The sequence below is a fragment of the Streptosporangium nondiastaticum genome, assembly GCF_003011965.1.
Lineage (GTDB): Bacteria > Actinomycetota > Actinomycetes > Streptomycetales > Streptomycetaceae > Streptomyces > Streptomyces nondiastaticus.
Map to the genome: position 1 here is coordinate 1 of NZ_PXWG01000100.1, position 24,237 is coordinate 24,237.

At 75.1% G+C, this 24,237-nt stretch carries 18 protein-coding genes and 1 pseudogene; 7 read left to right on the forward strand and 12 right to left on the reverse strand.

What is annotated here, in order from left to right:
• Positions 1 to 440: 440 nt before the first annotated feature.
• Positions 441 to 1,523: a LacI family DNA-binding transcriptional regulator gene (locus tag B7P34_RS26060; RefSeq protein ID WP_106680398.1), complete on the reverse strand. Its 1,083-nt coding sequence runs from the start codon at positions 1,521 to 1,523 to the stop codon at positions 441 to 443.
• A gap of 83 nt (positions 1,524 to 1,606) precedes the next feature.
• Here B7P34_RS26060 and B7P34_RS26065 point away from each other — a divergent pair, with 83 nt between their 5' ends.
• The gene (locus B7P34_RS26065) at positions 1,607 to 2,578 is read left to right on the forward strand and encodes an ROK family protein (RefSeq protein WP_106680401.1); all 972 of its coding nucleotides are present in this window, start codon (positions 1,607 to 1,609) and stop codon (positions 2,576 to 2,578) included.
• A 139-nt stretch (positions 2,579 to 2,717) separates the two neighbouring features.
• Positions 2,718 to 3,755, forward strand: coding sequence for an NUDIX hydrolase (locus B7P34_RS26070; RefSeq protein WP_106680403.1), 1,038 nt, complete (start codon positions 2,718 to 2,720; stop codon positions 3,753 to 3,755).
• A 293-nt stretch (positions 3,756 to 4,048) separates the two neighbouring features.
• Here B7P34_RS26070 and B7P34_RS26075 read toward each other — a convergent pair whose 3' ends face one another.
• Positions 4,049 to 5,446, reverse strand: coding sequence for a dipeptidase (locus tag B7P34_RS26075; protein ID WP_106680404.1), 1,398 nt, complete (start codon positions 5,444 to 5,446; stop codon positions 4,049 to 4,051).
• 176 nt (positions 5,447 to 5,622) lie between these two features.
• Between B7P34_RS26075 and B7P34_RS26080 the strand changes: the two genes are divergently transcribed.
• Both B7P34_RS26080 and B7P34_RS26085 read left to right on the forward strand, forming a co-directional pair.
• Positions 5,623 to 6,852, forward strand: coding sequence for a geranylgeranyl reductase family protein (locus B7P34_RS26080; RefSeq protein WP_223268245.1), 1,230 nt, complete (start codon positions 5,623 to 5,625; stop codon positions 6,850 to 6,852).
• A gap of 91 nt (positions 6,853 to 6,943) precedes the next feature.
• Positions 6,944 to 7,521, forward strand: a pseudogene (locus B7P34_RS26085) (response regulator); the annotation flags it as partial.
• Between the two features lie 25 nt (positions 7,522 to 7,546).
• Here B7P34_RS26085 and B7P34_RS26090 read toward each other — a convergent pair.
• Positions 7,547 to 8,446, reverse strand: coding sequence for a DUF2797 domain-containing protein (locus B7P34_RS26090; RefSeq protein WP_106680408.1), 900 nt, complete (start codon positions 8,444 to 8,446; stop codon positions 7,547 to 7,549).
• An 80-nt stretch (positions 8,447 to 8,526) separates the two neighbouring features.
• Complete coding sequence (locus B7P34_RS26095) at positions 8,527 to 9,774, reverse strand: MFS transporter (RefSeq protein WP_189383063.1); 1,248 nt, start codon at positions 9,772 to 9,774, stop codon at positions 8,527 to 8,529.
• A gap of 17 nt (positions 9,775 to 9,791) precedes the next feature.
• On the opposite strand from B7P34_RS26095, the gene B7P34_RS26100 reads away from it, so the two are divergent.
• The gene (locus tag B7P34_RS26100; protein ID WP_106680410.1) at positions 9,792 to 11,012 is read left to right on the forward strand and encodes an ROK family protein; all 1,221 of its coding nucleotides are present in this window, start codon (positions 9,792 to 9,794) and stop codon (positions 11,010 to 11,012) included.
• A gap of 691 nt (positions 11,013 to 11,703) precedes the next feature.
• Here B7P34_RS26100 and B7P34_RS26110 read toward each other — a convergent pair.
• Both B7P34_RS26110 and B7P34_RS26115 read right to left on the reverse strand, forming a co-directional pair.
• A complete protein-coding gene (locus tag B7P34_RS26110; RefSeq protein WP_106680412.1) occupies positions 11,704 to 12,270 on the reverse strand; it encodes an ATP-binding protein in 567 nt (188 codons plus the stop codon).
• 199 nt (positions 12,271 to 12,469) lie between these two features.
• Positions 12,470 to 12,823, reverse strand: coding sequence for a hypothetical protein (locus B7P34_RS26115; RefSeq protein ID WP_106680414.1), 354 nt, complete (start codon positions 12,821 to 12,823; stop codon positions 12,470 to 12,472).
• Between the two features lie 133 nt (positions 12,824 to 12,956).
• Between B7P34_RS26115 and B7P34_RS26120 the strand changes: the two genes are divergently transcribed.
• Positions 12,957 to 14,054, forward strand: coding sequence for a PLP-dependent cysteine synthase family protein (locus tag B7P34_RS26120; RefSeq protein WP_106680416.1), 1,098 nt, complete (start codon positions 12,957 to 12,959; stop codon positions 14,052 to 14,054).
• A gap of 7 nt (positions 14,055 to 14,061) precedes the next feature.
• Here the strand turns inward: B7P34_RS26120 and B7P34_RS26125 are convergent, their stop codons facing one another.
• Positions 14,062 to 14,910: a DeoR/GlpR family DNA-binding transcription regulator gene (locus tag B7P34_RS26125; protein ID WP_106680418.1), complete on the reverse strand. Its 849-nt coding sequence runs from the start codon at positions 14,908 to 14,910 to the stop codon at positions 14,062 to 14,064.
• A gap of 332 nt (positions 14,911 to 15,242) precedes the next feature.
• On the opposite strand from B7P34_RS26125, the gene B7P34_RS26130 reads away from it, so the two are divergent.
• Positions 15,243 to 17,519: a hypothetical protein gene (locus B7P34_RS26130; protein ID WP_223268246.1), complete on the forward strand. Its 2,277-nt coding sequence runs from the start codon at positions 15,243 to 15,245 to the stop codon at positions 17,517 to 17,519.
• Here the strand turns inward: B7P34_RS26130 and B7P34_RS26135 are convergent.
• The 5 genes from B7P34_RS26135 to gndA all read right to left on the reverse strand — a co-directional run bounded on the left by B7P34_RS26135 (position 17,489) and on the right by gndA (position 23,967).
• Positions 17,489 to 19,921, reverse strand: a complete 2,433-nt coding sequence (locus B7P34_RS26135; protein WP_106680420.1) for a right-handed parallel beta-helix repeat-containing protein — start codon at positions 19,919 to 19,921, stop codon at positions 17,489 to 17,491. The two genes, B7P34_RS26130 and B7P34_RS26135, sit on opposite strands and share 31 nt — an antisense overlap.
• Before the next feature lie 106 nt (positions 19,922 to 20,027).
• Entirely contained in the window at positions 20,028 to 20,633 is a 606-nt protein-coding gene (locus B7P34_RS26140) for an Rv1733c family protein (RefSeq protein WP_106680422.1), read from the reverse strand.
• A gap of 221 nt (positions 20,634 to 20,854) precedes the next feature.
• Positions 20,855 to 21,691 (reverse strand): MOSC domain-containing protein, encoded by an 837-nt coding sequence (locus B7P34_RS26145; RefSeq protein ID WP_106680424.1) that lies wholly within the window; start codon positions 21,689 to 21,691, stop codon positions 20,855 to 20,857.
• Positions 21,692 to 21,775: 84 nt separating this feature from the next.
• Complete coding sequence (locus tag B7P34_RS26150; protein ID WP_106680426.1) at positions 21,776 to 22,285, reverse strand: DUF6643 family protein; 510 nt, start codon at positions 22,283 to 22,285, stop codon at positions 21,776 to 21,778.
• 221 nt (positions 22,286 to 22,506) lie between these two features.
• Positions 22,507 to 23,967, reverse strand: a complete 1,461-nt coding sequence (gene gndA / locus B7P34_RS26155; protein ID WP_106680428.1) for an NADP-dependent phosphogluconate dehydrogenase — start codon at positions 23,965 to 23,967, stop codon at positions 22,507 to 22,509.
• Positions 23,968 to 24,237: the final 270 nt, after the last annotated feature.

Genomic DNA, 24,237 nt, shown 5'->3' on the forward strand with positions numbered 1-24,237 from the left:
GGGCAGGGGTCCGGGACCGTATATTTACGGGCCCGCACCCGGCATCGCCTGCGTGCCCTCGTGCGCATCGGGCCCACACATACACGTCAGCGTCCCGGACCCCTGCCCCTGCGGCCCCACCCCTCCCGCCCGTATCCCGGCTGCCGGCTCCGTCCCACCGTCCCATGCGGTGCCGGCTGACCGCGCCCGCCCTTCGGCGGCCGTGCCGGGCATGTCCGCTTGGTCAAGGGGCCGCTGCCCCTTGTGTGCGCCGCAACGGCGATTCGCCCCCACCGGCGATTCCGGCGGTGCCGTGCCGGGCGTCAGCACCGTGTCTTCGCGTGGGCTCGCCTCCCGGCGGCGGTGTGCCGGGCTTCTTGTCCCCGCCGCGGCGGTGTTCCCCCACCAGGGACCCGGGCGGAGCCGTCACGGCGGGAGCGCCACGTTTCCATGACCGGTCGTCAGGCCCGGAGTTCGCCTGAGCCTCGGACAATGAGGCGGGTGGGCAGCACCACCCGCCGTGGCGGTTCGGCCGCGCCGTCCAGGCGGCGGAAGAGTTGTTCGGCGGCCGTGCGGCCTAGGCGGGCCGCGTCCTGGGCCACGACGGTGACCGCGGGGGAGAGCAGGTCGGCGAGTTCGAGGTCGTCGAAGCCGACCAGGGCGACCGGGCGGGGTGAGCGGGCGAGGACGCGTACGGCCGTGGCCGTCACGCGGTTGTTGCCGGTGAACAGCGCTGTCACCGGCCGCGGGCCGGCGAGCATCCGTTCCGTCTCCGCGCGGACGCGCCCCGGTTCCGTGGGGCCCAGGGACACCCAGGACTCGTCCACGGGCAGGCCCGCGTCCGCCATGGCCGTGCGGTAGCCGCGCAGCCGCTCCGCGGCGGTGTGGATGCGGGGGCGGTCTCCGATGAAGCCGATGCGGCGGTGACCGTGGGCGGCGAGGTGGGCCACGCCCTCGCGGGCGCCGCCGAAGCTGTCGGAGAGGACGGCGTCGGCGTCGATCCGGCCCGCGGGCCGGTCGACGAAGACCGTGGCGATGCCGGCCGCGATCTCGGGTTCGAGGTAGCGGTGGTCGTCGCCGGCCGGGATGACGATGAGGCCGTCGACCCGGCGGGCGCAGAACGCCAGCGCGAGCTCCCGTTCGCGCTCCGGGTCCTCCGCGCTGGAGCCGTTGATGAGCAGGGCGCCGTGGGCGCGGGCGACTTCCTCGACGGCCCGGTTGAGGGGGGCGTAGAAGGGGTCGGCGAGGTCTTCGAGGACGAGTCCGATGGAGGCGGTGCGGCCCTTGCGGAGGATGCGGGCGCTGTCGTTGCGCCGGAAGCCCAGTGCGGCGATGGCGTCCTGGACGCGCCGCTCGGTGTCCGCGGTGACGCCCGGCTCGCCGTTCACCACGCGGGAGACGGTCTTGAGGCCGACGCCCGCGCGGGCCGCCACGTCCTTCATCGTCGGGCGGGCGCCGTATCGGGGCGAGGGGCTGCGGGTGGGCTGGGCGCTGCTCGGCACGGGCTCGTCCTTACCGGGGGCGTGCGGGGTGACGTCGAGCATAGAGCCTAGACAACGTTGTCAGATCCGGACAGACTGGCGTCCGCAGAGCCTGAACCCCTGCCCGACCAGGAGAGATCGTCCCCATGCGCACCGACTTCGCCGATCTTGTCGCAGCCCTCGACATCGGCGGCACCAAGATCGCGGGCGCGCTGGTGGACGACCGCGGCCGGCTGCTGGCCCGCGCGCAGCGTCCGACGCCGGCGCGTGAGGACGGGGCCACGGTGATGGGCGCGGTGGCTGCGGTGATCGACGAGCTCGGGGGCGCGGCGCAGTGGTCGCGCGTGCGGGCCGTCGGCATCGGCAGCGCGGGGCCGGTGGACGCCTCCCGGGGGACCGTCAGTCCCGTCAACGTCCCGGGATGGCGGGACTATCCCCTGGTCGCCGAGGTGGCGCGGCGGGTGGGCGGGCTGCCGGTGGTGCTCGTCGGCGACGGCGTGGCGATGACCGCGGCCGAGCACTGGCAGGGCGCCGCCCGGGGGCGCGCCAACGCCCTGTGCATGGTGGTGTCCACCGGGGTGGGCGGCGGCCTGGTGCTGGGCGGCCGCCTGCACCCGGGCCCCACCGGCAACGCCGGCCACATCGGGCACATCAGTGTCGACCTCGACGGGGACGCCTGCCCCTGCGGCGCCCGCGGCTGCGTCGAGCGCATCGCCAGCGGCCCGAACATCGCCCGGCGCGCGCTGGACGCCGGCTGGCTGCCGGGGCCGGACGGCGACCGGAGCGCCGCGGCCGTCGCGGCGGCGGCCAGGGCGGGGGACGCCGTGGCGCGCGCCTCGTTCGACCGGGCCGCGCAGGCGCTGGCCGCGGGCATCGCCGCGACCGCGACGCTGGTCGAGATCGAGGTCGCCGTCATAGGCGGCGGCGTGGCGGGCGCGGGCGAGGTGCTCTTCGCCCCGCTGCGCGAGCGCCTGCGCGACTACGCGACGCTCTCCTTCGCCGCCGGCGTCGAGGTGCTGCCCGCCGAACTCGGTTCCGACGCGGGCCTCGTGGGGGCCGCCGCCGCGGCTGCGCAGGAGCTCGGGCTGTGGGCGGGGCGGGAGCCCGGCACGGCGTAGAACGCGCCCGGCAGCGGCAGTACGTGCCCCTGCGCCGATGGACGCACCCGCAGGGAGCCCCGGCACCGTGCCCCTCACAAGCGTTTCCATGGCAAGGTGTTCCGGGCACTTCACAGGGGGCTACGGAGAAGGGGGAACCGTGATCGTCTGGCTGAACGGCGCGTTCAGTGCGGGGAAGACCAGTACGGCCAGGGAACTGACCGAGCTGATCCCGGACAGCACCCTCTACGACCCCGAGGTGATCGGCGGGGTGCTGAAGCACCTGGTGCCGCCCAAGAGAATGGGCGAGGTCGGCGACTACCAGGACCTGCCGGTCTGGCGGCGGCTGGTCGTGGACGCGGCGGCGGCCCTGCTCGCCGAGGTCGGCGGGGTGCTCGTCGTCCCCATGACGCTGCTGCGCCAGGAGTACCGGGACGAGATCTTCGGCGGGCTCGCCGCCCGCCGCATCCCGGTGCGACACGTGCTGCTGGCTGTCGATGAAACGATCCTGCGCGAACGGATCGCCGGGCGCGAGGAGTTCGCGGACGACCCCGAGCGCAGTGAGTCCGTCCGCCGGTGGGCGCTCGACCACATCGCTCCGTACCGCGAGGCGCTGCCGTGGCTCCACGCCGACGCGTACGCCGTCGAGACCGGCGACCTGACGCCGCGTGAGGTGGCCGAGCGGGTCGCGGACGCCGTCCGCAGCGATGCCGCCGGAGCGTGCCAGATCGTGCAGACCCCGGAGCCGACGGCCGAGACGCTCGCCGCCGGGGTGCTGCTCTTCGACGAGGAGGACCGGGTCCTGCTGGTCGACCCCACCTACAAGCCGGGCTGGGAGTTCCCCGGCGGGGTCGTCGAGCCGGGCGAGGCGCCCGCCCGCGCCGGGATGCGCGAGGTGGCCGAGGAGATCGGCATCGAACTCCCCGCCGTGCCCCGCCTGCTGGTCGTCGACTGGGAGCCGCCCAAGCCGCCGGGCTACGGCGGTCTGCGCTTCCTCTTCGACGGCGGGCGGCTGGCCGGGGCCGACGCCCGCCGGCTCCTGCTGCCCGGCGCCGAACTGCGCGGCTGGCGCTTCGTCACCGAGGGCGAGGCCGCCGCCCTGCTGCCGCCCGTACGGCTGAGCAGGCTGCGGTGGGCCCTGCGGGCCCGCGAACAGGGGCGGCCCCTCAACCTCGAAGCGGGCGTGCCCGTGGGCTAAACCCGCGCCTGTGGGCTGAACCCGCGCCCTGCGGTGGCCGGAGCACGTCCGGGCCCGGTGGGCCGCTGCCCGGCCTCTGCCGGGGCGGCGGCGCCGAGCCGGGGCGTGCCCGGCACGTACCCGTCGGGACCGGCACGTACGTCATGGTCCGCGGGCCCGTCACGCCGCGGCATCCCCGCCGTCGCGGCGGACAGAAGTGGTCCGCCGCGACGGCCGAACGCCACGGAGGCGAGGGGCCGCTGGAGTCCGGACCGGTGGAACCGGCACCTCAGGGCGCACCCCGCCGGGGAGGCCTACCGCTTGCCGGCCGCGTAGTTGCCCAGGAACAGGGCCTCCGCCAGGGAGAGCCGCTCCAGCTCCTCCGGCGAGACGCTCTCGTTCACGGCGTGGATCTGCGCCTCCGGCTCGCTCAGCCCGATCAGCAGGATCTCCGCCTCCGGGTACAGCGCGGTGAGGGTGTTGCACAGGGGGATCGAGCCGCCCATGCCGGAGATCTGCATCTCCTGGCCCGGGTAGGCGATGCGCATCGCGTCGGCCATGGCCGTGTAGGCCGGGCTGCCGGTGTCCGCGCGGAACGCCTGGCCCTGGCCGACCTGCTCCACCGCGACCCGCGCGCCCCACGGAGCGGCCGCCTTCAGGTGCTCGCCCAGCAGCTTGGTCGCCGTCACGGCGTCCGTGCCCGGCGGCACGCGCAGGCTGATCAGCGCCCGGGCGCCCGCGTGCACCGACGGGGTGGCGCCGACGACCGGCGGGCAGTCGATGCCCAGGACCGTGACCGCCGGGCGCGCCCACAGCCGGTCGGCGACCGTGCCGGAGCCGATCAGCTCCACGCCGTCCAGGACCTTGGCGTCCTTGCGGAAGTCCTCCTCCGGGTACTGCATGCCCTCCCAGCTCGCCGCCGCCTCGGCCTCCAGGCCGGTGACCGTCGTCGAACCGTCCTCGGCGCGCAGCGAGTCGAGCACGCGGATCAGCGCCGCCAGCGCGTCGGGCGCCGCGCCGCCGAACTGCCCGGAGTGCAGGTTGCCCTCCAGCGTGTCCACCTGGACGCGGACGAGCGTCATGCCGCGCAGCGTGGCGGTGGCCGTCGGCAGGCCCACGCGGAAGTTGCCGGCGTCGCCGATGACGATGCTGTCGGCGGCCAGCAGCTCGGGGTGCGCCGTGGCGTAGCGCTCCAGGCCGCCGGTGCCCTGCTCCTCGGACCCCTCGACGATCATCTTCACGTTCACCGGCACGCCGCCGTGCGCCTTGAGAGCGCGCAGCGCCGTCAGGTGCAGGACCACGCCGCCCTTGCAGTCGGCCGCGCCCCGCCCGTACCAGCGGCCGTCGCGCTCGGTCAGCTCGAACGGCGGCGAGATCCAGGCGGCCTCGTCCAGCGGCGGCTGCACGTCGTAGTGCGCGTAGAGCAGCACGGTCGGGGCGCCGGCGGGGCCCGGGAGGTAGCCGTAGACGGACTGGGTGCCGTCGGGGGTGTCGAGCAGGGCCACGTCCTGGAAGCCCTCGGTGCGCAGCGCGTCCGCCACCCAGTTCGCGGCGGCCTCGCACTCGCTCCGCGGGAACTGCGCCTCGTCCGCCACCGACCGGAAGGCCACCAGCTCGGCGAGCTCGGTGCGGGCGCGGGGCTGCAGCGAGGCGACGGTGGCCGCCAGCTCGGCCGGGACCGGCCCGGGCCGGTGGTGCGAGGACGCTTCCATGGAACGCTCCTTGGGGACGCGGCGTTGTATCCGTACGAATGGGCGATTCTGCCGTCGATCCTCCCACGCCCGCCGTCCGCAGCACCCACGGCCTTCCCGTCGCGGGGCCGCGGAGGGCTGGCCGTAGGATGCGGCAGACAGCCGGAACCGGTGATGGAGCGGGAGTAGAAGCACAGGTGAGCAGCGACAACGCAGCCCAGGGCGCGGGGCGGGACGCGGGCGGGGACCGGGAGCCGGTGTGGGACGTCGTGGTGGTGGGCGCAGGGCCCGCCGGGGCCTCCGCCGCCCACGCCGCCGCCTCCGCCGGCCGCCGGGTGCTGCTCCTGGAGAAGTCCGAACTGCCGCGGTACAAGACGTGCGGCGGCGGCATCATCGGCCCCTCGCGGGACGCCCTGCCGCCCGGCTTCGAACTGCCGCTCCGTGACCGCGTCCACGCGGTCACCTTCTCCCTGAACGGGAAGCTGACGCGCACGCGCCGCTCCAAGCGGATGCTGTTCGGCCTCATCAACCGGCCCGAGTTCGACGCCGCCCTGGTGGAGGCCGCCAAGGGCGCCGGCGCCGAGGTGCGCACGGGCGTGGCCGTGGCGCGCGTGGAGCAGCACGGCCCGGCCGTGCCCGACCGGCGCACGGTCGCCGTCGTGCTCGCCGGCGGCGAGACCGTCCTCGCCCGCGCGGTCGTCGGGGCCGACGGCAGCGCCGGGCGCATAGGGGCACACGTGGGGGTGAAGCTCGCCCAGGTCGACCTCGGTCTGGAGGCCGAGATCCCCGTGCCGCCGACGGTCGCGGAGGACTGGGCCGGGCGCGTGCTCATCGACTGGGGCCCGATCCCCGGCAGTTACGGCTGGGTCTTCCCCAAGGGCGACACCCTCACGGTGGGAGTGATCTCGGCGCGCGGCGACGGCTCGGGCACCAAGCGGTACCTGGAGGACTTCATCGCCCGCCTCGGCCTCGCCGGCTTCGAGCCCAGCATCTCCTCCGGCCACCTCACCCGCTGCCGCTCGGACGACTCCCCGCTCTCCCGCGGCCGCGTCATCGTCTGCGGCGACGCCGCGGGGCTGCTGGAGCCGTGGACCCGCGAGGGCATCTCCTTCGCCCTGCGCTCGGGCCGCCTGGCCGGCGAGTGGGCGGTCCGCATCGGCGAGGCGCAGGATGCCGTCGACGCCCGCCGGCAGGCCCTCAACTACGCGTTCGCCATCAAGGCCGGGCTGGGCGTGGAGATGGGCGTCGGGCGCCGCATGCTCACCTTCTTCGAGCGCCGCCCCGGCATGATGCACGCCGCGCTCACCGGCTTCCGCCCCGCGTGGCACGCCTTCACCCGGATCACCCGCGGCCAGACGACCCTCGCGGAGATCGTCCGGACCCACCCGATGGCCCGCCGCGTGCTCTCCACGGTCGACCGCCCGTAGCTCCCCGGCGCCCCGCGCGGTGGGGCGGCCGCCTACTCCCGGTGAGTAGGCGCGCCCACCGCGCTCACCGCGCCCACCGCGCCCGGCCGGCGCGGCGGCCGCCGGCGGCGAGGAGGCGCTCGCGCTCGTCCGCCGGCTGCGGCCCGACACCGTCCTCATGGACATCCGCATGCCGGTCCTGGACGGCCTCGCCGCCACCCGCCGGATCACGGCGGACCCGGCCCTGGCGGACGTGAAGGTCATCATGCTCACCACCTTCGAACTGGACGAGTACGTCTTCGAAGCGATCCGCTCCGGCGCCTCGGGCTTCCTGGTCAAGGACACCGAACCGGAGGAACTGCTGCGCGCGGTGCGGGCGGTGGTCCACGGCGACGCCCTGCTCTCTCTCCGAGCGTGACCCGCCGCCTCATCGCCGAGTTCGCCGCGCGCTCCAAGGAGCCCGCCGGGGCGCCAGGTCTCGCGGAGCTGACCGACCGCGAACGCGAGGTGATGACGCTGGTCGGCATGGGTCTGTCCAACGAGGAGATCGCGCGGCGGCTCGTCGTCAGCCCTCTGACCGCCAAGACCCACGTCAGCCGCGCCATGGTCAAGCTGGGCGCCCGCGACCGGGCGCAGCTCGTCGTCCTGGCCTACGAGAGCGGGCTCGTACGCCCCGGCCGGCTGGGCTGAACCCGCCGCCGCCCGCCGTGGCGGATCAGAACAGCGCCTCGGGACCGGCGGCCGCGGGCGGGGGTATCAGCACCTCCGCGGTGGTCTCCGCCCCAGGCGCCGCGGCCGCGAGCGCCCACCCGGCCAGCTGCCGGGCGTCCACCAGCAACTGCCGGCCGTCCGACGCGTCCAGATACAGGTCGGGCCCGGCCACGGCGGCGACGGTGCCCGCTATGGTGCGCCCGGGAGCGACGACGACCGTCCCGCAGCCGGGCCGCAGCCGGTCGAGGTGGAAGGCCCCGTCGTGATGCACCGGGGCGAAGGGCAGCGCCGTCAGCGACTCCGGCAGCGCGGCCAGCGCGCACGCCTGCGCGTGCAGGCCCGCCAGCTCGGCCGTCCGCAGCTCTCGGGCCGGCGCGGGGCACCGGGCGGCCCGCTTGGCGGCGTACGGGATGCGGTCGGGGACCGACAGCGCCGCGCCGAGCACGGCCTCCGCACGGCGCGCCGCCATCAGCGGCCCGCGCCCCAGCAGGGCGTAGGACAGCGCGGCCTGTTCGAGCAGGCGGACGCCCTCGCGCTCGGCGGCGGTGATCCCGACCTTCACCGCGCCGGGCACGGACCAGGCCAGGTACACGTCGTACGGGCGCGGGTCGTCGAGAGCGGTGTCGGCCGCGACCGAGTGCGAGCGGTCGAGCCGCGCGCACTCCGCGCACTGCGCCGACACCGCCGCGGCCGCGAGCTCCGCGCCCACGGGGCAGGGGGTGCGCCGGCCGCCCCTGCGGACCCCCACGCACCGCCGCGCGGCGCCCGTCGTGAAGGCGACGGGACGCCCCGCGGGCAGCGGCGTGCTGCGCTCCCCGTGCGCGGGGTGCAGCCAGACGAGGGCCGGCCCGGCGGCCCCCCAGCGCACCCCGCCGCAGCGCCAGTCCTCCTGCTCGGCTCTCATGGCCCACCCCTTCCGTCCACGCCCCCGGATTGTGTCAGCCGCCACTGACAACGCCACCGCGCGGCGGACGGAGCAGCAGGTCAGCGCGGACCGGAGACCGTGCGGCGGGTGGTGTAGGCGATGGCCGCCGCCACGGCCGCGAGACCCGCGACGGTGGTCAGGGCGACGGGCAGGGACGACGCGTCGGCGAGGAGGCCGATGACCGGCGGCCCGAGCAGCATCCCGCCGTAGCCGAAGGTGGAGGCCGCGGCCACGCCGCCCGGTCCGCCCAGTTCACCGGCCCGCCCGACCGCGACGGGGAAGATGTTGGCCAGGCCCAGACCCGTGACGGCGAAGCCCGCGAGCGCCGCCCACGCCGTGGGCGCCAGCGCCCCGAGCAGCATGCCGCCCGCGGCCGCCGCCCCGCCCGCGACCAGCGCCGTGGTCTGGCCGAGGCGTTCGAGGAGGAACGTGCCGCTGAGCCGGCCGAGGGTCATGGCCAGCGCGAAGACGGAGTAGCCGGCGGCCGCGACGCCCGCGTGGACCCCGAGGTCCTGCTGCAGGTGCAGGGCGCCCCAGTCGGCGAGGGCCCCTTCCCCGTAGGCCGTGCACAGGGCGATCACCCCGAAGAGGGCGACCGTCCGGCCGCCGCGGCGCGGGCCGCCGCCGTCCGCCGCCGCAGGCGCGGGCGCCGGCCGCACGGCCCGTGGCGCGGGGTGCGCCAGGAGCATGCGCCCCGCGGCCGCGGTGACGGCGAGTCCGGCCACGGTCAGGAGCAGCAGGTGCCGGGTGGGGGAGAGGTGCCCCGCGACCAGTCCGCCCAGTCCCGCGCCGAGCATCCCGCCGAGGCTGAACGCGGCGTGGAAGCTGGGCATCACGGGCCGGCGCAGCGCCGCGACGAGGTCGACGGCCGCGCTGTTCATGGCGACGTTGATGCCGCCGTAGGCGGCACCGAAGACGAGCAGCACCAGGCCGAGGGCCGTCGCCGAGTGGGTCAGGGGAGGGAGCGCGATCCCCGCGGACATCAGCACGCCGGCGACGACCGTCACCAGGTGGCTCCCGAACCGGCGGCACAGCCGCCCGGTCAGCACCATGGTGGCCACGGCCCCCGCCGACACGCCGAGCAGCGCGAGGCCCAGCGCGCCCGCGGACGCGCCGGTCTGCTCCTTGATGGCGGGGATGCGGACCACCCAGCCGGCGAACAGGAAGCCGTCGAGGGCGAAGAACAGGGTGAGGGCGATACGGAGCCGGCGGAGGGCGGGACCGCCCCGGTCCGGGCGCCGTTCGCCCGGGAGGACCGTCCGCGTGTCGCCCAGAAGAGCCGTCCGTATTTTGTTTAGTGTCGGCACAAAGTCACAATAGGGGGGTGACCCAGACTCGGACAACACGTTTGGAGCGGGGCCGCGGCGCCCTCGGCCCGGCCCTGGAGCTCGTACACACCGGCCGCGCCCCCACGCGCGCCGTGCTCACCGCCGAACTCGGGGTGACGCGCGCGACCGCCGGTGCCGTCGCCGCCGAGCTGGAGGCCCTCGGACTGATCACCGTCGACGCCCGCCCCGCGGCCGCCGGCTCCCAGGGCCGCCCCTCGCACCGGCTCTCCGTCGCGCCCGGCGGCCCCGTGGTGCTCGCCGCCCAGATCCACGCCGACGGCTTCCGCGCCGCCCTCGTCGGCCTCGGCGGGCGGATGGTCGCCACCGCGCCCGGCTGCATGACCGTCCCCGCCGACCCGTCGCACATCATCGACGCCGTCGTCGAGGCGGGCGCCGCCCTGCTGCGCGAGACCGGCCGCCGCTGCCTGGGCGCGGGCCTCGCCGTCCCTTCGGCGGTCGCCGAACCGGACGGCACCGCCCTCAACCCCCTGCACCTCTCCTGGCCCGCCGGGGCGCCGGTCCGCCGGCTGTTCACCGAAGCCCTGGCCAAGGCCGGTGTCCCGGGCCCCGGCGAGGGCCCCGCCACCGGCGTCACCGGAAACGACGTCAACCTCGCGGCGCTCGCCGAGCACCGGCACGGCGCCGGCCGCGGCGCGCGCCACCTGCTCTGCGTGGCCACGGGGCACCGCGGCGTCGGCGGCGCGCTCGTCCTCGACGGCCGCCTGCACAGCGGCAGTTCCGGCCTCGCCCTGGAGGTCGGCCACCTCACCGTCAACCCGGCCGGCCTGCCCTGCCACTGCGGCAGCCGCGGCTGCCTGGACGTCGAGACCGACCCGCTCGCCTTCCTCACCGCGGCCGGCCGCACGCCCGGCCCCGAGGTGTCCCTGCTGCAGCAGGCCCGCGACCTGCTCCGTACGGAGTACGCCGACCCGGCCGTCCGCGCCGCCGCCGAGCTGATCGTCGACCGGCTCGGCCTCGGCCTCGCGGGCCTCGTCAACATCCTCAACCCCGATCGCATCATCCTCGGCGGCCTCCACCGCGCCCTGCTGGACGCCGACCCCGAGCGGCTGCGGGCCGTCGTCGCCGACCGCAGCCTCTGGGGCCGCAGCGGCAGCGTGCCGATCCTGCCCTGCACGCTCGACTTCAACAGCCTCATCGGCGCGGCCGAAGCGGCCTGGCAGCCGGTCCTGGACGACCCGCTGACGGTCCTGGGCTGACCCGGACGGGCGAGGCGGCCGCCACCGCAGCGGCGGGCCGCGCGACGCGCCGCGGAGTACGCGCCCCACCCCCGCGTACTCCCCCCGCCGCAGCCGCACGGCAGCCGGCCGTACGACGACCCCGAGGCCCTCCGTGAGGAGGCTCGGTGGTGGGCGGCAAACCGCCGCCGGCATCCCTTCACCACCGAGGAGGCGAGCTCTCATGGCACCCTCGCCCACGCCCTGGCCGACGGCGGCCCCGGCCCCCGGATCCTCTTCTTCCCGCTCGTCCGGGCGGCCGTCGTCATCGGCGTCGTCACCGTCCTGCGCCGCACCGTGTGGCGCGGCGGCCGCGCCCCCTGGCACCAGCGCCAGGCGCGCGCCGAGCACTCCCCGCTGACCGTCCTCGGCCGCCGGTTCGCCGCCGGTTCGCCGCCGGTGACATCGACGAGGAGGAGTACTGGCGGCGCGTCTCCGTCCTGGAGGAGCACTTCGGGGCGCCCGGAAAGCGCGGTGCGTCGTGAGCGCGGGCACCTGCCCGTGCCGCTGAGGCCACCGCACCCGTGGTTGCTCGCCGTTGCGGCGGAGGGCTGTCGCCGCGTCAGCAGCGTTGCCGGGAGGGCCGCTCCCGCGCACCCCTCCGCCGTAACGGCGAGCAAGTCCATGAATGGGCGCCGCGCACCCGTCCCGGACGCCGGGAACCCCCGTGCGGTCAGCCGGGAACGGCGGAGCGGACGGGGGAGCGGCCCCGCGCCGCGGCCGTCCGGCGGGCGGGGGCGGGCTGCTCGAAGGAGGGCTCCTCCAGGGGCGGCAGGGCCGGCGCGGGCTGTTCGAGGGTGACCTTCGTCCGGTCGCCGCGGGTCCGCCGGGCGGCGGCCGCGTGGTCCGGGACGGGCAGCGAGAACCAGACGACCTTGCCGCCGTCGTGGCGCTCCTGCACCCCCCAGCTGTCGCTGACCGCCGCGATCAGGGCGAGGCCGCGGCCGTGCGTGCTGGCGGTGTCGGCGTCGGCGAGGCGGGGCAGGCGCGGGTCGTGGTCGCGGACCGAGACGGTGAGCCGGTCCAGCACGAGATCGATCTCGACGGTGCAGCGTTTGTCCGGTTCGGCGTGCTGGTGCACGTTGGTGAGGAGCTCGGTGACGCACAGCGCGGCGGGGTCGATGAGCGGATCGAGATTCCAGTAACGCAATTGCGCAGATACGATTCTGCGGACCTGGCCGATCCGCGGCGGAAGAGCCTGGAGCTCTACGGTGCAGTGCTTGTTCGGTCGGCTGATCACGGCTGCGACTCCCTGGAAAGAAGTAGGGCTAGCCTGATTCAGGAACGCGTTCTGGCACGCGCTGGGGCCGGGCCGGCGGTGGTGGCTGCCGAGCCGCGCGGCGGCTACTCATCCAGAGCGTAACCGTCCGCGAACCCTCAGTGATGCTGGTACGAGTCAAGGGTCGGCTCCAGCAGCCGGACGCGCAACTTCTGCACCGTCAGTCGCCGGCGTCACCGCCGCGTCCGGAGCGGACGGCCTCCAGGAACAACCGGACGGCGGCCTCCCCCGTGGTCTCCCCGGACCCCGAGGGATCCTCCAGCCGGCCCAGCGTCAGGACGTAGCGCGTGCCGTTCACCGTCGCCCGGGCGCGGTCCCGGCCGGCGAACCACGGCTTGCTCGCGTGGACCGCCCCGAGGGGAGCGCTGTCGATCTCCCGGCCGTAGCTGGTGAGCAGCTCCAGCCTGCCGTCCTTGATCTTCACCTGGCCCGCCCGGGTGAGCGAGCGGAGGGACCGCTCGATCCGCACCCCGGTCGCAGTGAACTCCGGCTCCCGGAACTCCGGCTCCGCCACGCCAACCGCCTCCCCGGCCGATTCGTGTGCCTCGTGCGCAGTCTGCCCGTGAGGGGGCCCACGCACCAGTGCCCATTTATGATCGAAACGTCCGAGTGCTCCGCATGGGCCCGGATGGAACGGGAGAGGCGGCGTGCACACCACCGACGTCGACCGCAGCGACCCGGCCTACCGCGCCTGGCTCAGCGAAGCGGTTCGCAAGGTCCAGGCCGACGCGAACCGCTCGGCCGACACCCACCTGCTGCGCTTCCCGCTGCCCGAGGAGTGGGGCATTGACCTCTATCTGAAAGACGAGTCCACGCACCCCACGGGCAGCCTCAAGCACCGCCTCGCCCGCTCGCTCTTCCTGCACGGCCTGTGCAACGGCTGGATCCGCCCCGAGGCCCCGGTCGTCGAGGCCTCCAGCGGCTCCACCGCGGTCTCCGAGGCGTACTTCGCGAGCCTGATCGGCGTGCCGTTCGTCGCCGTCATGCCCAGCACCACCAGCCGCGAGAAGTGCCGGCTCATCGAGTTCCACGGCGGCCGGTGCCACTTCGTCGACGACCCCCGCAAGATGTACGCGGAGGCGGCGGCCCTCGCCGAACGCTCCGGCGGCCACTACATGGACCAGTTCACCTACGCCGAACGGGCCACCGACTGGCGCGGCAACAACAACATCGCGGAATCCGTCTTCAGCCAGCTCCGTCGCGAACGCTACCCCGTGCCCGCCTGGATCGTCGCCACCGCGGGCACCGGCGGCACCTCCGCCACCATCGCCCGCTACGTGCGCTACATGTGCCACGACACCCGCATCTGCGTCGCCGACCCCGAGTACTCCTGCTTCTTCGACGGCTGGCGCAACCACGACCCCACGGCGACGGGCGAGCGCGGCTCGCGGATCGAGGGCATCGGCCGGCCGCGCATGGAGCCCAGCTTCATGCCGGGCGTCATTGACCGGATGATGAAGGTCCCCGACGCCGCGAGCGTCGCGGCCGTGCGCGCGCTCGACGAGGCCATCGGCCGCAAGGCGGGCGGTTCCACCGGCACCGGCCTGTGGAGCGCACTGAAGATCGTCGCGGAGATGGCCGGCAACGGCACCAAGGGCAGCATCGTCACCCTCATCTGTGACCCCGGCGAGCGCTACCTCGACACGTACTACTCCGACGCCTGGCTCGCCGAACAGGGCCTGGACATCGGCCCGTACGCCGGAGCCATCACCACCTTCCTGGCCACCGGCCGCTGGCCGGACTGACGCCCTGTCAGCCCGCGCCGGACGCCGGCCCGGAAGCGTCGGCCACCACCAGCTCCGGCAGCCGCTCGGCGATCTCCCGCCGCGCCGCCTCCGGCAGCCCCGCGTCCGTGACCAGCGCGTCGACCTCCTCCAGCGTCGCGAACGAACTCAGGCCCACCGTCCCCCACTTGGTGTGGTCGGCGAGGACCACCACACGGCGGGCCGACCGCACGAAGTGCCGGTTGGTCTCCGCCTCCGCCAGGTTCGGCGTCGACAGCCCCGCCTCCGCGGATATGCCGTGCACCCCGATGAACAGGACGTCGAAGTGGAGCGAGCGGATCGCCGCGTCCGCGACCGGCCCCACCAGCGTGTCCGAGGGCGTGCGCACCCCGCCGGTCAGCACCACCGTGGCCGCCCCCGGCCGGGCCGACGGACCCGCCGCCGTCACCGGCCGCTGGGAGCTGTGGAAGACGTCGGCAGCCCGCACCGAGTTCGTCACCACCGTGAGGTCGGGGACGTCCACCAGCCGCTGCGCCAGCGCGAACACGGTCGTCCCGCCCGCGAGCGCTATCGCACTGCCCGGCGGCGCCATCGGCACCGCCGCCCGCGCGATGTCCTCCTTGGCGGCCAGCTCCAGCGCCGACTTCGCCTCGAAGCCCGGCTCGTGCGCCGTGGCCTCCGCCACCGGCACCGCCCCGCCGTGCACCTTCTCCACCACGCCCAGCCGGGCCAGCGCGTCCAGATCCCGGCGGACCGTCATGTCCGAGACATTGAGCCTCCGCGTCAGTTCGTTGACCCGCACCCCACCGCGCCTCCTGACCTCGTCGAGGATCAGCGCACGCCGCTGCTCCGCCAGGAGGTTCTGGTTGTCGCTCACCCGGCCCGTCCTTTCCGGTCAGCCACCGGCAGTCGTGCGCGCTCATCCTCCCACGCGGCACGCCGCAGCGATCGTCTTCGTTCGGCCGGATCACGAACGGGCCTATCCTGCCGACGGTGCCCCGCACTGTCAGCGGCCCCTGGCACCATGCTGGTTGACGGTACGGCACAGCGGGACCGGGGGACGCGGTGACAGCGGACGAACGACCCCAGACGGAAAAGTCTGCGAAGACGGCCGGCACAGCCCGGACAGCGAAGACATCAAAGACGGCCGGGAGCGAAGCACGGGCGCCCGCGCCCGCGGGAGCCTCCGGGCTCGCCCTGGAGCTGCTCGTGCACGGCGTCGGGGGCACCACCCCGCAGGCCATGCTGGGCGACCCGCGCACCGTGCGCGTCGCGGGCGACGCCGTCGCGGGCATCCACCGCTGCACGGCCGACGCCGACGCCGAGGACCACCCCGGCGACCAGCGCCGCGAGCCCGTCCGCGAGGCCTACGTGTGGTCCAACCTCACCTCCGGCGACGGCTCCCGCGCCCTCTGGCTGGTGCTCCTGCCCTTCATGGTCATCAACCTCGCCCACTGGATGCGCCCCACCTCCGAAGGCCGCACCACGACCACCCGGGCCTACGGCCTGCTGGTGCGCCTCATCGCCCTCACCCTCACCGTCCTGCTCACAGCCGCCGCCTGCGAAGTGGCCCTCGACCTGACGGCCTGGCAGTGCGCGGGCACGCCCGCCTGCTCCTCGGGCAAGGCCTGGCTGGGCTTCATGTCGGCCGGCCGGGGCGGCTGGTGGAGCCCGCCGGGCCGCCGGCTCGCCCTCGCCGCCGCCGTGCCGGTCGCCGTGACCGGGCTGCTGTGGCTCCTCTCGCGCCGCACCTGGAGCGCGTACGAGACCCAGCCGCCCGCCCGCCCCGGCACCGACGAGGACGGCCACGAGGCCCGCAGGCGCCCCGCCCTGTGCCTGCCCGGCTTCTGGTACGGGCGGCGCATCGTCGCCCGGCTGCGCGCCGCCCACACCGCCGCGGCCCTGCTCACCGTCGCCGCCTTCCTCGTCCAGGCCGCCTCCCACCACGACCGCGCACCGGGCGGCAGCCCCGCCCTCGACGCCCTGGGCCGGATCCTCGGGGCCGTCCTGGCCGCCGCCGCCCTGTCCGTCGTCCACACCGTCTGCCGCAGGGGCCGCAGCGAAGACGCACCCGACCACACGGCCGACCGCCTCACCGCCGCCCTGCCCTTCACCGCGCTCGGCCTGCTCCTGGCCTCCGCCGTCTACGCCGCCTGGGACCGCCCCGGCTGGCAGTCCCACGGCATGCTCCCCGGCGACCGCGCCTTCGGCCTCATCGCCCTCGGGCAGGGCGCCCTCGTCCTCCTCCTCGCGCTCGCCGCCCGCCGGCTGCACCGCGCCGCCCCCGTCGAGCGGACCCCGCTGGGCGGGCTCGCCGGCCCCGCCGTCGCCACGCTCGCCTGCGCCCTCGGCGGCGTCATGACCGCGGGCGTCGCCCACCGCGTCGCGGACTGGCTCGACGGCCCGGCCACCCCCGGCATGGGCGACGGCCCGATCGGCGGCCCGCCCGTCCTGCTCACCTGGCAGGCGTCCGTCATCCCGCCGCTCTTCTCCGTCCTGCTCCTGCTGCTCCTCGTCCTGGCCGCCCGCACCCTGCTCCTGCGCAAGCGCCTGTGCCGCACCGTCCCCGACGGCTATCCCGGCGAGCGGCACGACCAGGCCCGTACGCGCGCCATCGCCGGCAGCATCGCCCGCGCCGGGCTCACCGACGCCACCCCTTGGGTCCTCGGCACCGTCGCCGCGCTCACGCTGCTCCTCGGCGGCGGCGCGGTCGCCGGCGCCTGGGGCACCCACGACGTCCCGGGCCGGGCCGCCGCGGGCACCCCCGCCGCCGTCGAGGACGCCGCCCAGACCGCCCAGGCGCTCGGCTCGTGGTGCGTCGGCCTCGGATTCGTCCTGCTGATCGCCTGGGGCCGCCGGGCCTACCGCGACCCCGCCGCCCGGCGCACCGTCGGGATCCTCTGGGACGTCGGCACGTTCTGGCCGCGCGCCGCCCACCCCTTCGCCCCGCCCTGCTACGCCGAGCGCGCCGTCCCCGACCTCACCTGGCGGATGCGCACCTGGACCGAACGCACCGGGGGCCGCCTCGTCATCTCCGGCCACTCCCAGGGCAGCGTCCTCGCCGCGGCCGCCGTCTGGCAGCTGCCCGCCGCCACACGCCGCCGCGTCGCCCTGCTCACCTACGGCTCACCCCTGGAGCGGCTCTACGGCCGCTGGTTCCCCGCCTACTTCGGCCCCGTGAAGCTCGCCGCCCTCCACGACGACGTCCACTGCTGGTGCAACCTGTGGCGGCTCACCGACCCCATCGGCGGCCCCGTCGGCCTCCCCGCCGGCAGCGCCGGCACCGCCGCAGTGGACCACGGCCCCCTCAAGGACCCCCTCGCCTACGGCCGGACCGCCGAACACCCGCTGCCCGCGGCGATCCTGGGCCACTCCCAGTACCAGTCCGACCCCGAGTTCGCCCGGACCCGCGCGGCGCTGCTCGCCCGCCTCGCCGCCTGGATGCCCGTGCCCCCTCAGGGCAGCACCGGCAGATCCTCGGCGTAGAGCAGGGTGAGGTCGTCGGTGCTCGGGTCGGCCAGCTGCGCCACCCGGCCCGCGTGCCGCTCGACCATCGCCTCGAACGTCTGCCGCGCCGTACGGCCGTTGCCGAACGCGGGCCCCCTCGGGATGTCGCGGAAGTACTGGAGCAGGGCCTCCGACGCCCCCGCCCCGATCCGGTACTCGTGCTCGTCCGCCTGCTGCTGCACGATGCGCAGCAGCTCCTCCGGGTCGTAGTCGCCGAAGGTGATGGTGCGTGAGAAGCGCGAGGCCACGCCCGGATTGACGGTCAGGAAGCGCTCCATCTCGTCGGTATAGCCGGCGACGATCACCACGACCTCGTCGCGGTGGTCCTCCATCAGCTTCACCAGGGTGTCGATGGCCTCCCGGCCGAAGTCGCGCCCCGAGTCCTCCGGGGCGAGCGCGTACGCCTCGTCGATGAACAGCACGCCCCCGCGGGCCCGGTCGAAGGCCTCCTGGGTGCGGATGGCGGTCGAGCCGATGTGCTCGCCCACCAGGTCCACGCGCGACACCTCGACCAGATGGCCGCGCTCCAGCACGCCGAGCGAGGCGAGGATCTCGCCGTAGAGCCGGGCCACCGTCGTCTTGCCCGTGCCGGGCGAGCCCGTGAACACCAGGTGTCTGCGCACCGAGGCCGCCTTCAGCCCGGCCTGCTGCCGGCGCCGACCGACCTCGATCATGTCGGTGAGGGCGCGGACCTCCTTCTTCACGCTCTCCAGGCCCACCAGCGCGTCCAGTTCCTGCAGCACGGTCACCGAGGCGCGTGCCCCGGGCCGGGCGGCGGGCGCGGGCGGCGCCTCCTCGGCCGAGCGCTGCACCGGCACGGCCACCGGCTTCAGCACCGTCCGCGGGACGGCCGTCGCCACCGGCGCGGCGCCCGCGCCGCCCCCGGAGGGCAGCGCGGCCACGGCCGTTGACGTCACCGGCTCGTCGCTCGTGCAGCCCTCGCTGACGGGCCCGGCCTCGGCGAACTCGAAGCCGCCGCGCTCGCAGCGCTCGGTGCGGCAGCGGGTGAGCGTCGAGCGGCAGCCGTCGATGACGTGGAAGCCGTAGCCGCCGCTGCCCGTCACCCGGCACTCGTGGAACGTGCCCCGGCCGCCGGCCGACACGTAGAAGCCGGCCTCCACCGGTGAACTCACCGTGCACTGCTCGATGGCGGGATCGGCGCCCTTGGTGACGATGACGCCCGTCGCCGCGGCGTCGATGGTGCAGCCCGCCATGGAACCGCCGCTGCCGTGGTCGCGGAACCAGGCGCCCGTGCCCGCCTCGCGGATCCGGCACCCGGCCAGCTGGGCCGACGCCCCGTCGCTCACCGACACCGCGGTGTTGCGGACCTGGGAAAGGTCGCTGTCGACCACGTCGACGTGGGAACCGCGGTCGAGGACGAACAGGGCGTCCGGGACGTCGTGCACGCGGCAGGAGCCGAGCGAAGCGGTCGCCCCGTCGCTGATCCAGACCGCCGGATAGTCGCCCTTGCTGTCGTGGATCTCGCACAGGTCGGCGTCGACGCGCGTGCCCGGATCCCAGACCGACAGGCCGTTGCGCCCGAATCTGCGGATCGCCGAGCGCGTCATCGACAGCACCGAACGGGAGCGCAGGTCCACTCCGTTCTCCGGAACGTCGTGGATGTCACAGTCCACGAGGGAGAGCACGGCGTCGGTGTCCAGCGTCACACCGTCCCCGGACGTGCGGTGCACACGGCAGTCGGTCAGCCGGCCGGCGGCCCGGGAGGCCACCTGCACCCCGGCGCCCCGCACCTCGTACACCTCGCAGCCCACCGCCTCCAGCGAACTGCCCTCGCCCGTGAGCGAGAGCCCCGCGCCCGACGCGTGGTGCACCCGGCAGCGCTCCAGGCGCGGATGCGCACCGCCGTGGACCGCGATGCCCGACTGGCCGGCGGCCACCACCTCGCACTCCTCGAACACCCCGCCCGCACCGTCCAGCACGCTGATGCCGACGCCGCCCGCGTTGTCGACCGTGCACTGACGCACCGTCGGGCGGGAGCCGCCGCGCACCTCGATGCCCACCGCGGAGCGGGTCACGATGCGCAGGCCGGACAGCTCCGGGGCGCCGTCCTCGACGACGAGCGCGGGCGCCGCCGCGTCGTGCCCCTCGACGTGCAGGTCCTGCAGCGCGGCGGAGGCCCGTACGGTCAGGGCGACCCCGTCGGGAGGAGCGATGCGCACGCTGCCGCGAGACCCCTCGGCGCCGCGCAGCGTGACCGCGCGCGTGACGACCAGGTTCTCCCGGTAGGTGCCGGGCGCGACGGACAGCACGTCTCCGTCGGCCGCCGCTTCCAGGGCCGAGGCGAGGGAGTCGTACTCGCCCGTGCGCCGCCGCCATCGCGCCGTGCCGGTGTGCGTCACCTGGACCGAGCCCTGTGCCATGGTGCTGCTCTGCCCCCACCTCGTGCGTGCGTCCACCCGGGACCGGTGCGTACCGGACCGGCCACCGGAGCCACCGTAGCGCGCGCGGGCCCCGGGAGTTGACCGGTCAGCTGCCCGCGCCCGCCCGGCCCCAGGTCTGCCCGGCCCGTTCCCACGCGCGGTCCCAGTGGGCGTACCGCCGCTGCATGAGCCGCCATACGACCAGTCGGCGCACCGCCTCCAGCAGACCGCAGGCGACCACGGCCGCCCCGGAGCCCGCCAGCCCGGCGTGGACGGCGGCCGTGTCGGGGTCCATGGGCCTGCCGGAGAGCCGTCCGTGGTCGTCCGTCCACAGCGGGAACGGCTGCCCGGGGCGCGTGGCATGGCGCACGGCCACCACACCGGAGCGCTCCCTGCCGTCCGGTCCGGGCCAGCGGGCGACCACCCGATGGTGTCCCTCCCGGCCGGCCGTGGCCTCGCGGTCGGTCTCGGCCGGTCCGCCGCGCAGGGCGCGCAGCGTCGTGGCCGTCACCAGATGGCGGTGCCGGTGTTGTTCGCGGACCGTGTGCCGCAGGGCGTCGTGGGCGAGTGTCCCCGTCACCCAGCCGGTGACCGGGCCCGCGAGCAGCATGAGCACCACGGCGACCAGTCCCACCCAGGACTCCAGGACGTCGGTCCGGCGACGCAGGGGATTGCGCCGCCATCGCCATGCGAGTGCCGTAGCGCGCACCATGCTCACCCCCTTCCGGGTCCGTAAATACCTCACACAGAGCACCGCATGCGGAGGAAGACGGCGGAGAGAGCAAAATCACCCCCTCCGGATGCCGTCAGCGGCAGAGCGTTGACGGGTGGCGTGCGGCGGGGGAGGGGAGTGAGAGGGCCGGGGGGAGGAGAGTGAGGGAAATCCGGGGAAGGAGGGAGAACCGGGGAAGGCCGAGGGAAGGTGAGCGTTGCTCAGTCGAGGATCTCGACGGCGTCGCCCACGCGCAGCGTCCCGGTGTGCTCGGGGATGAGGTTCTTGCCGAACACGGCCTTGGTGCCGATGCGGTGGTGCCGGGCGAGCGTGCGCAGGGGCTCCTTGCCGCGCTCGGCCGTGGCCTGGTCGGTGGTGGTGACCACGCACCGGCCGCAGTCCTTGACCGCCCGGAACGTCACCTCGCCGATCCGCACGCGCCGCCAGCCGTCCTCGGCCCAGGGCTCGGTGCCTCCGACCACGGCGTTCGGGCGGAAGCGGTTCATGGGGAGCGGGCCCTCGCCGGAGAGGTCGCCCTGCGCGATGAGCGCGTTGACGGCGTCGAGCGAGGCGAGGGTGGTCACCAGCAGCGGATAGCCGTCGGCGAAGCTCACGGTCTCGCCGGGCAGGGAGTATTCGGGATCGATCGGGCGGCGGTCCGCGGGCTCGTCCATGTGGAAGAGGCGGGCCGTGGTCCCGAGGTGGGCGCTGACCCACGCGTCGGCGGCGTCTCCCGCCGGGACCGCCTCGATCTTGTCCCGGAACACCTGCACCGTGACCGTGCCCTCCGCTTGCGCGAGGGAGGGCACGGCGACGTCGAGCGGTTCGGCCCCGGGCGCGTCGAGCAGGACGCCGCCGCCCGGGAGCGGGCGGGCCGAGGCCAGGGCGAGCCTCGGCTGCTGCCGTTGGGTGATCATCATTCCGTCGGCGTCCGCCACCATCCAGCGCCGGTCCCCGGCCAGACCCCACGGCTCGACGGCCGCCTCCGGGACGGTGCACCCCGCCAGTGACTTGACGGGGTAGAAGTGCAGCGCGGTCAGCGTGGGCGACGTGGACATGCGGTCATCTTGCCACCCCGGCCGGGCGGTTGAGCGAGTACCCCTGCCCGCCGTAGCGGGACCCCCAGCAGAACGGACAGACGGTCAGTAACCCCCCTGATTCGGATACTGACGGTTGTACGGGTCCTCGTACTGGCCCGCCGCCGGGCGGGGTGCGACGGGGCGCATGGCGTCATATCCGGACGGACCGGCGGGGCCCGCCTGGCCCGCCGCGGGCCGCTGCTGCTGGTACTGCTGCGGGCCCGGCCCCGGGTAGGCGCGCTGCGGCGTCTGCTGCGGGATGTACGGGGCGGCGGCCTGCTGCAGCCCCGCGGGCTGCTGCGGACCGGGCGCGGGATACCCGTACGGGGCGCCGCCCTGGGCGCCGTACGGCGCCTGCGGAGCCGGGGGCGCCGGGGCGGCCGAGGGGCCGGACGGCAGCGCGGGGAGCGCGGGCAGGTTGCTGCTGCTGCCGCCGTCGTACGGGGACGACACGCGGATCGGGGCGATCTGCGGGGTCCCCCGCTCGGCGACGAGGCTGTCGTAAATCGGGGTGTCCGGGAACGACGACGAGGCGTAGTAGCCGCCGCCGTAGGTGCTGCGGGGGGAGGTCATAGCGCATAAGTTAAGCCCACGCCCCTCGCCCGGTCCATGCCCCGGTCGGCACTAGCGCTTCCCTGACCTGCAAAGACGCAGGTCAGGACAGAACCGTCAAGGTCGGACACATCCATACGTACGGCCATCCGGGGGTATCGCGCTGTGCACCCGCGGCCACCGTGCGGAACCGTGCGGGCGGAAGCGCGTACGGCCGTACGCACGGTAACGACCGGCCGGTTTCAGCCGGTCTGCTCCTCGCTGCGGTCTCCGCCCCACAGCGTGTGGAACGAGCCCTCGCGGTCGGTGCGCCGGTAGGTGTGCGCACCGAAGAAGTCGCGCTGCCCCTGCGTCAGGGCGGCCGGCAACCGCTCGGCGCGCAGCGCGTCGTAGTACGCGAGCGCCGCCGAGAACCCCGGCGTGGGCACGCCGCGGCCGACCGCGGTGGCGACCACCGAGCGCCAGGCGTCCTGCGCCTTGCCGACCTCCGCGGCGAACCCCTTGTCCGCGAGCAGCGTGGGCAGTTGCGGGTCGGCGGCGAACGCGGCGCGGATGCGGTCGAGGAACGCGGCCCGGATGATGCAGCCGCCGCGCCAGATGGCGGCGACGGCCCCGAGGTCGATGTCCCACCCGTACTCGGCGCTCGCCGCGGTGATCATGTTCCAGCCCTGGGCGTACGAGACGACCTTCGACGCGTACAGCGCCTCCTCGACCAGGGAGGCGAACTCCTCGGCCTCGGCCGGGGCGAGGGGTTCCCGTGCGGGGCCCGGGAGTTCGCGCGCGGCACCGCGCAGGTCCGCGTGGCCGGAAACGGACCGTGCGAACACCGCCTCGGCGATGCCGGAGACGGGGATGCCCAGGTCGAGTGCCGTCTGCACGGTCCAGCGGCCGGTGCCCTTCTGCTCGGCCCCGTCGGCCACGACGTCCACGAACGGGCGGCCGGTGGCGGCGTCGGTGTGCGCCAGCACCTCGGCGGTGATCTCGATGAGGTACGAGTCCAGCCGTCCGGTGTTCCAGGCGCGGAAGGTCTCCGCGATCCGCTGCGGCTCGTACCCCGCGACGTGCCGCAGCAGGTCGTACGCCTCGGCGATGAGCTGCATGTCGGCGTATTCGATGCCGTTGTGGACCATCTTGACGAAGTGTCCGGCGCCGTCGGGGCCGATGTGGGTGCAGCAGGGGGTGCCGTCGGGGGCCTTCGCGGCGATGGATTCGAGGAGGGGGCCGAGGGACTCGTAGGACTCGGCGGACCCGCCGGGCATGATGCTGGGCCCGTTGAGGGCGCCTTCCTCGCCGCCGGAGATGCCGGTGCCGACGAAGTGGATGCCCTTCTCACGGAGTTGCTTCTCGCGGCGCCGGGTGTCGTCGAAGTGGGCGTTGCCGCCGTCGATCAGCACGTCGCCGGGTTCGAGGAGGGCGGCGAACTCCTCGATGACGGCGTCGGTGGGGTCGCCCGCCTTGACCATGATGACGATGCGCCGCGGCTTCTGGAGCGCGGCGACGAACTCCTCCGCGGACTCGGCGGGGACGAAGTCCCCCTCGTGGCCGTGCTCGCCCACCAGCGCCTGTGTCCTGGCGTACGTGCGGTTGTGCACGGCGACGGTGTGGCCGTGCCGGGCGAAGTTCCGGGCGAGGTTGCTGCCCATGACGGCGAGTCCGGTGACGCCGATGTGAGCGGTGGCCGTGGGGGCGGAGATGCTGGGCATGGCGGGGATCCACTCCTGTCACGTGCGTCGAATGGCTTGCGCGAGCCCCCAACGCCGGAGGGCTCCGGGATCTTCCCCGCGGGCAGCCGGATGCCGCCCGGCCATCGTGACACGGCACGCGGCGCACGGCCGGGCGCGCGCCGGGGGCCGCTCGGAGACTGTCACCTCCTTCGCGCAATGGAAACCCCGGCAGGCGTGGTCCGATGGTGTGACGCCGCACCAGACGCAGGGGGCGGCCCGGGTGTTCCCGCCTGTCGTGCCCCCTCGGGT

Bases quoted from the DNA above. Each gene is read 5' to 3' on its own strand.
- B7P34_RS26060 (WP_106680398.1), bottom strand. From the start codon at position 1,523: ATGCTCGACGTCACCCCGCACGCCCCCGGTAAGGACGAGCCCGTGCCG.
- B7P34_RS26065 (WP_106680401.1), top strand. From the start codon at position 1,607: ATGCGCACCGACTTCGCCGATCTTGTCGCAGCCCTCGACATCGGCGGC.
- B7P34_RS26075 (WP_106680404.1), bottom strand. From the start codon at position 5,446: ATGGAAGCGTCCTCGCACCACCGGCCCGGGCCGGTCCCGGCCGAGCTG.
- B7P34_RS26090 (WP_106680408.1), bottom strand. From the start codon at position 8,446: ATGAGAGCCGAGCAGGAGGACTGGCGCTGCGGCGGGGTGCGCTGGGGG.
- B7P34_RS26135 (WP_106680420.1), bottom strand. From the start codon at position 19,921: ATGGCACAGGGCTCGGTCCAGGTGACGCACACCGGCACGGCGCGATGG.
- B7P34_RS26140 (WP_106680422.1), bottom strand. From the start codon at position 20,633: ATGGTGCGCGCTACGGCACTCGCATGGCGATGGCGGCGCAATCCCCTG.
- B7P34_RS26145 (WP_106680424.1), bottom strand. From the start codon at position 21,691: ATGTCCACGTCGCCCACGCTGACCGCGCTGCACTTCTACCCCGTCAAG.
- B7P34_RS26150 (WP_106680426.1), bottom strand. From the start codon at position 22,285: ATGACCTCCCCCCGCAGCACCTACGGCGGCGGCTACTACGCCTCGTCG.
- gndA (WP_106680428.1), bottom strand. From the start codon at position 23,967: ATGCCCAGCATCTCCGCCCCCACGGCCACCGCTCACATCGGCGTCACC.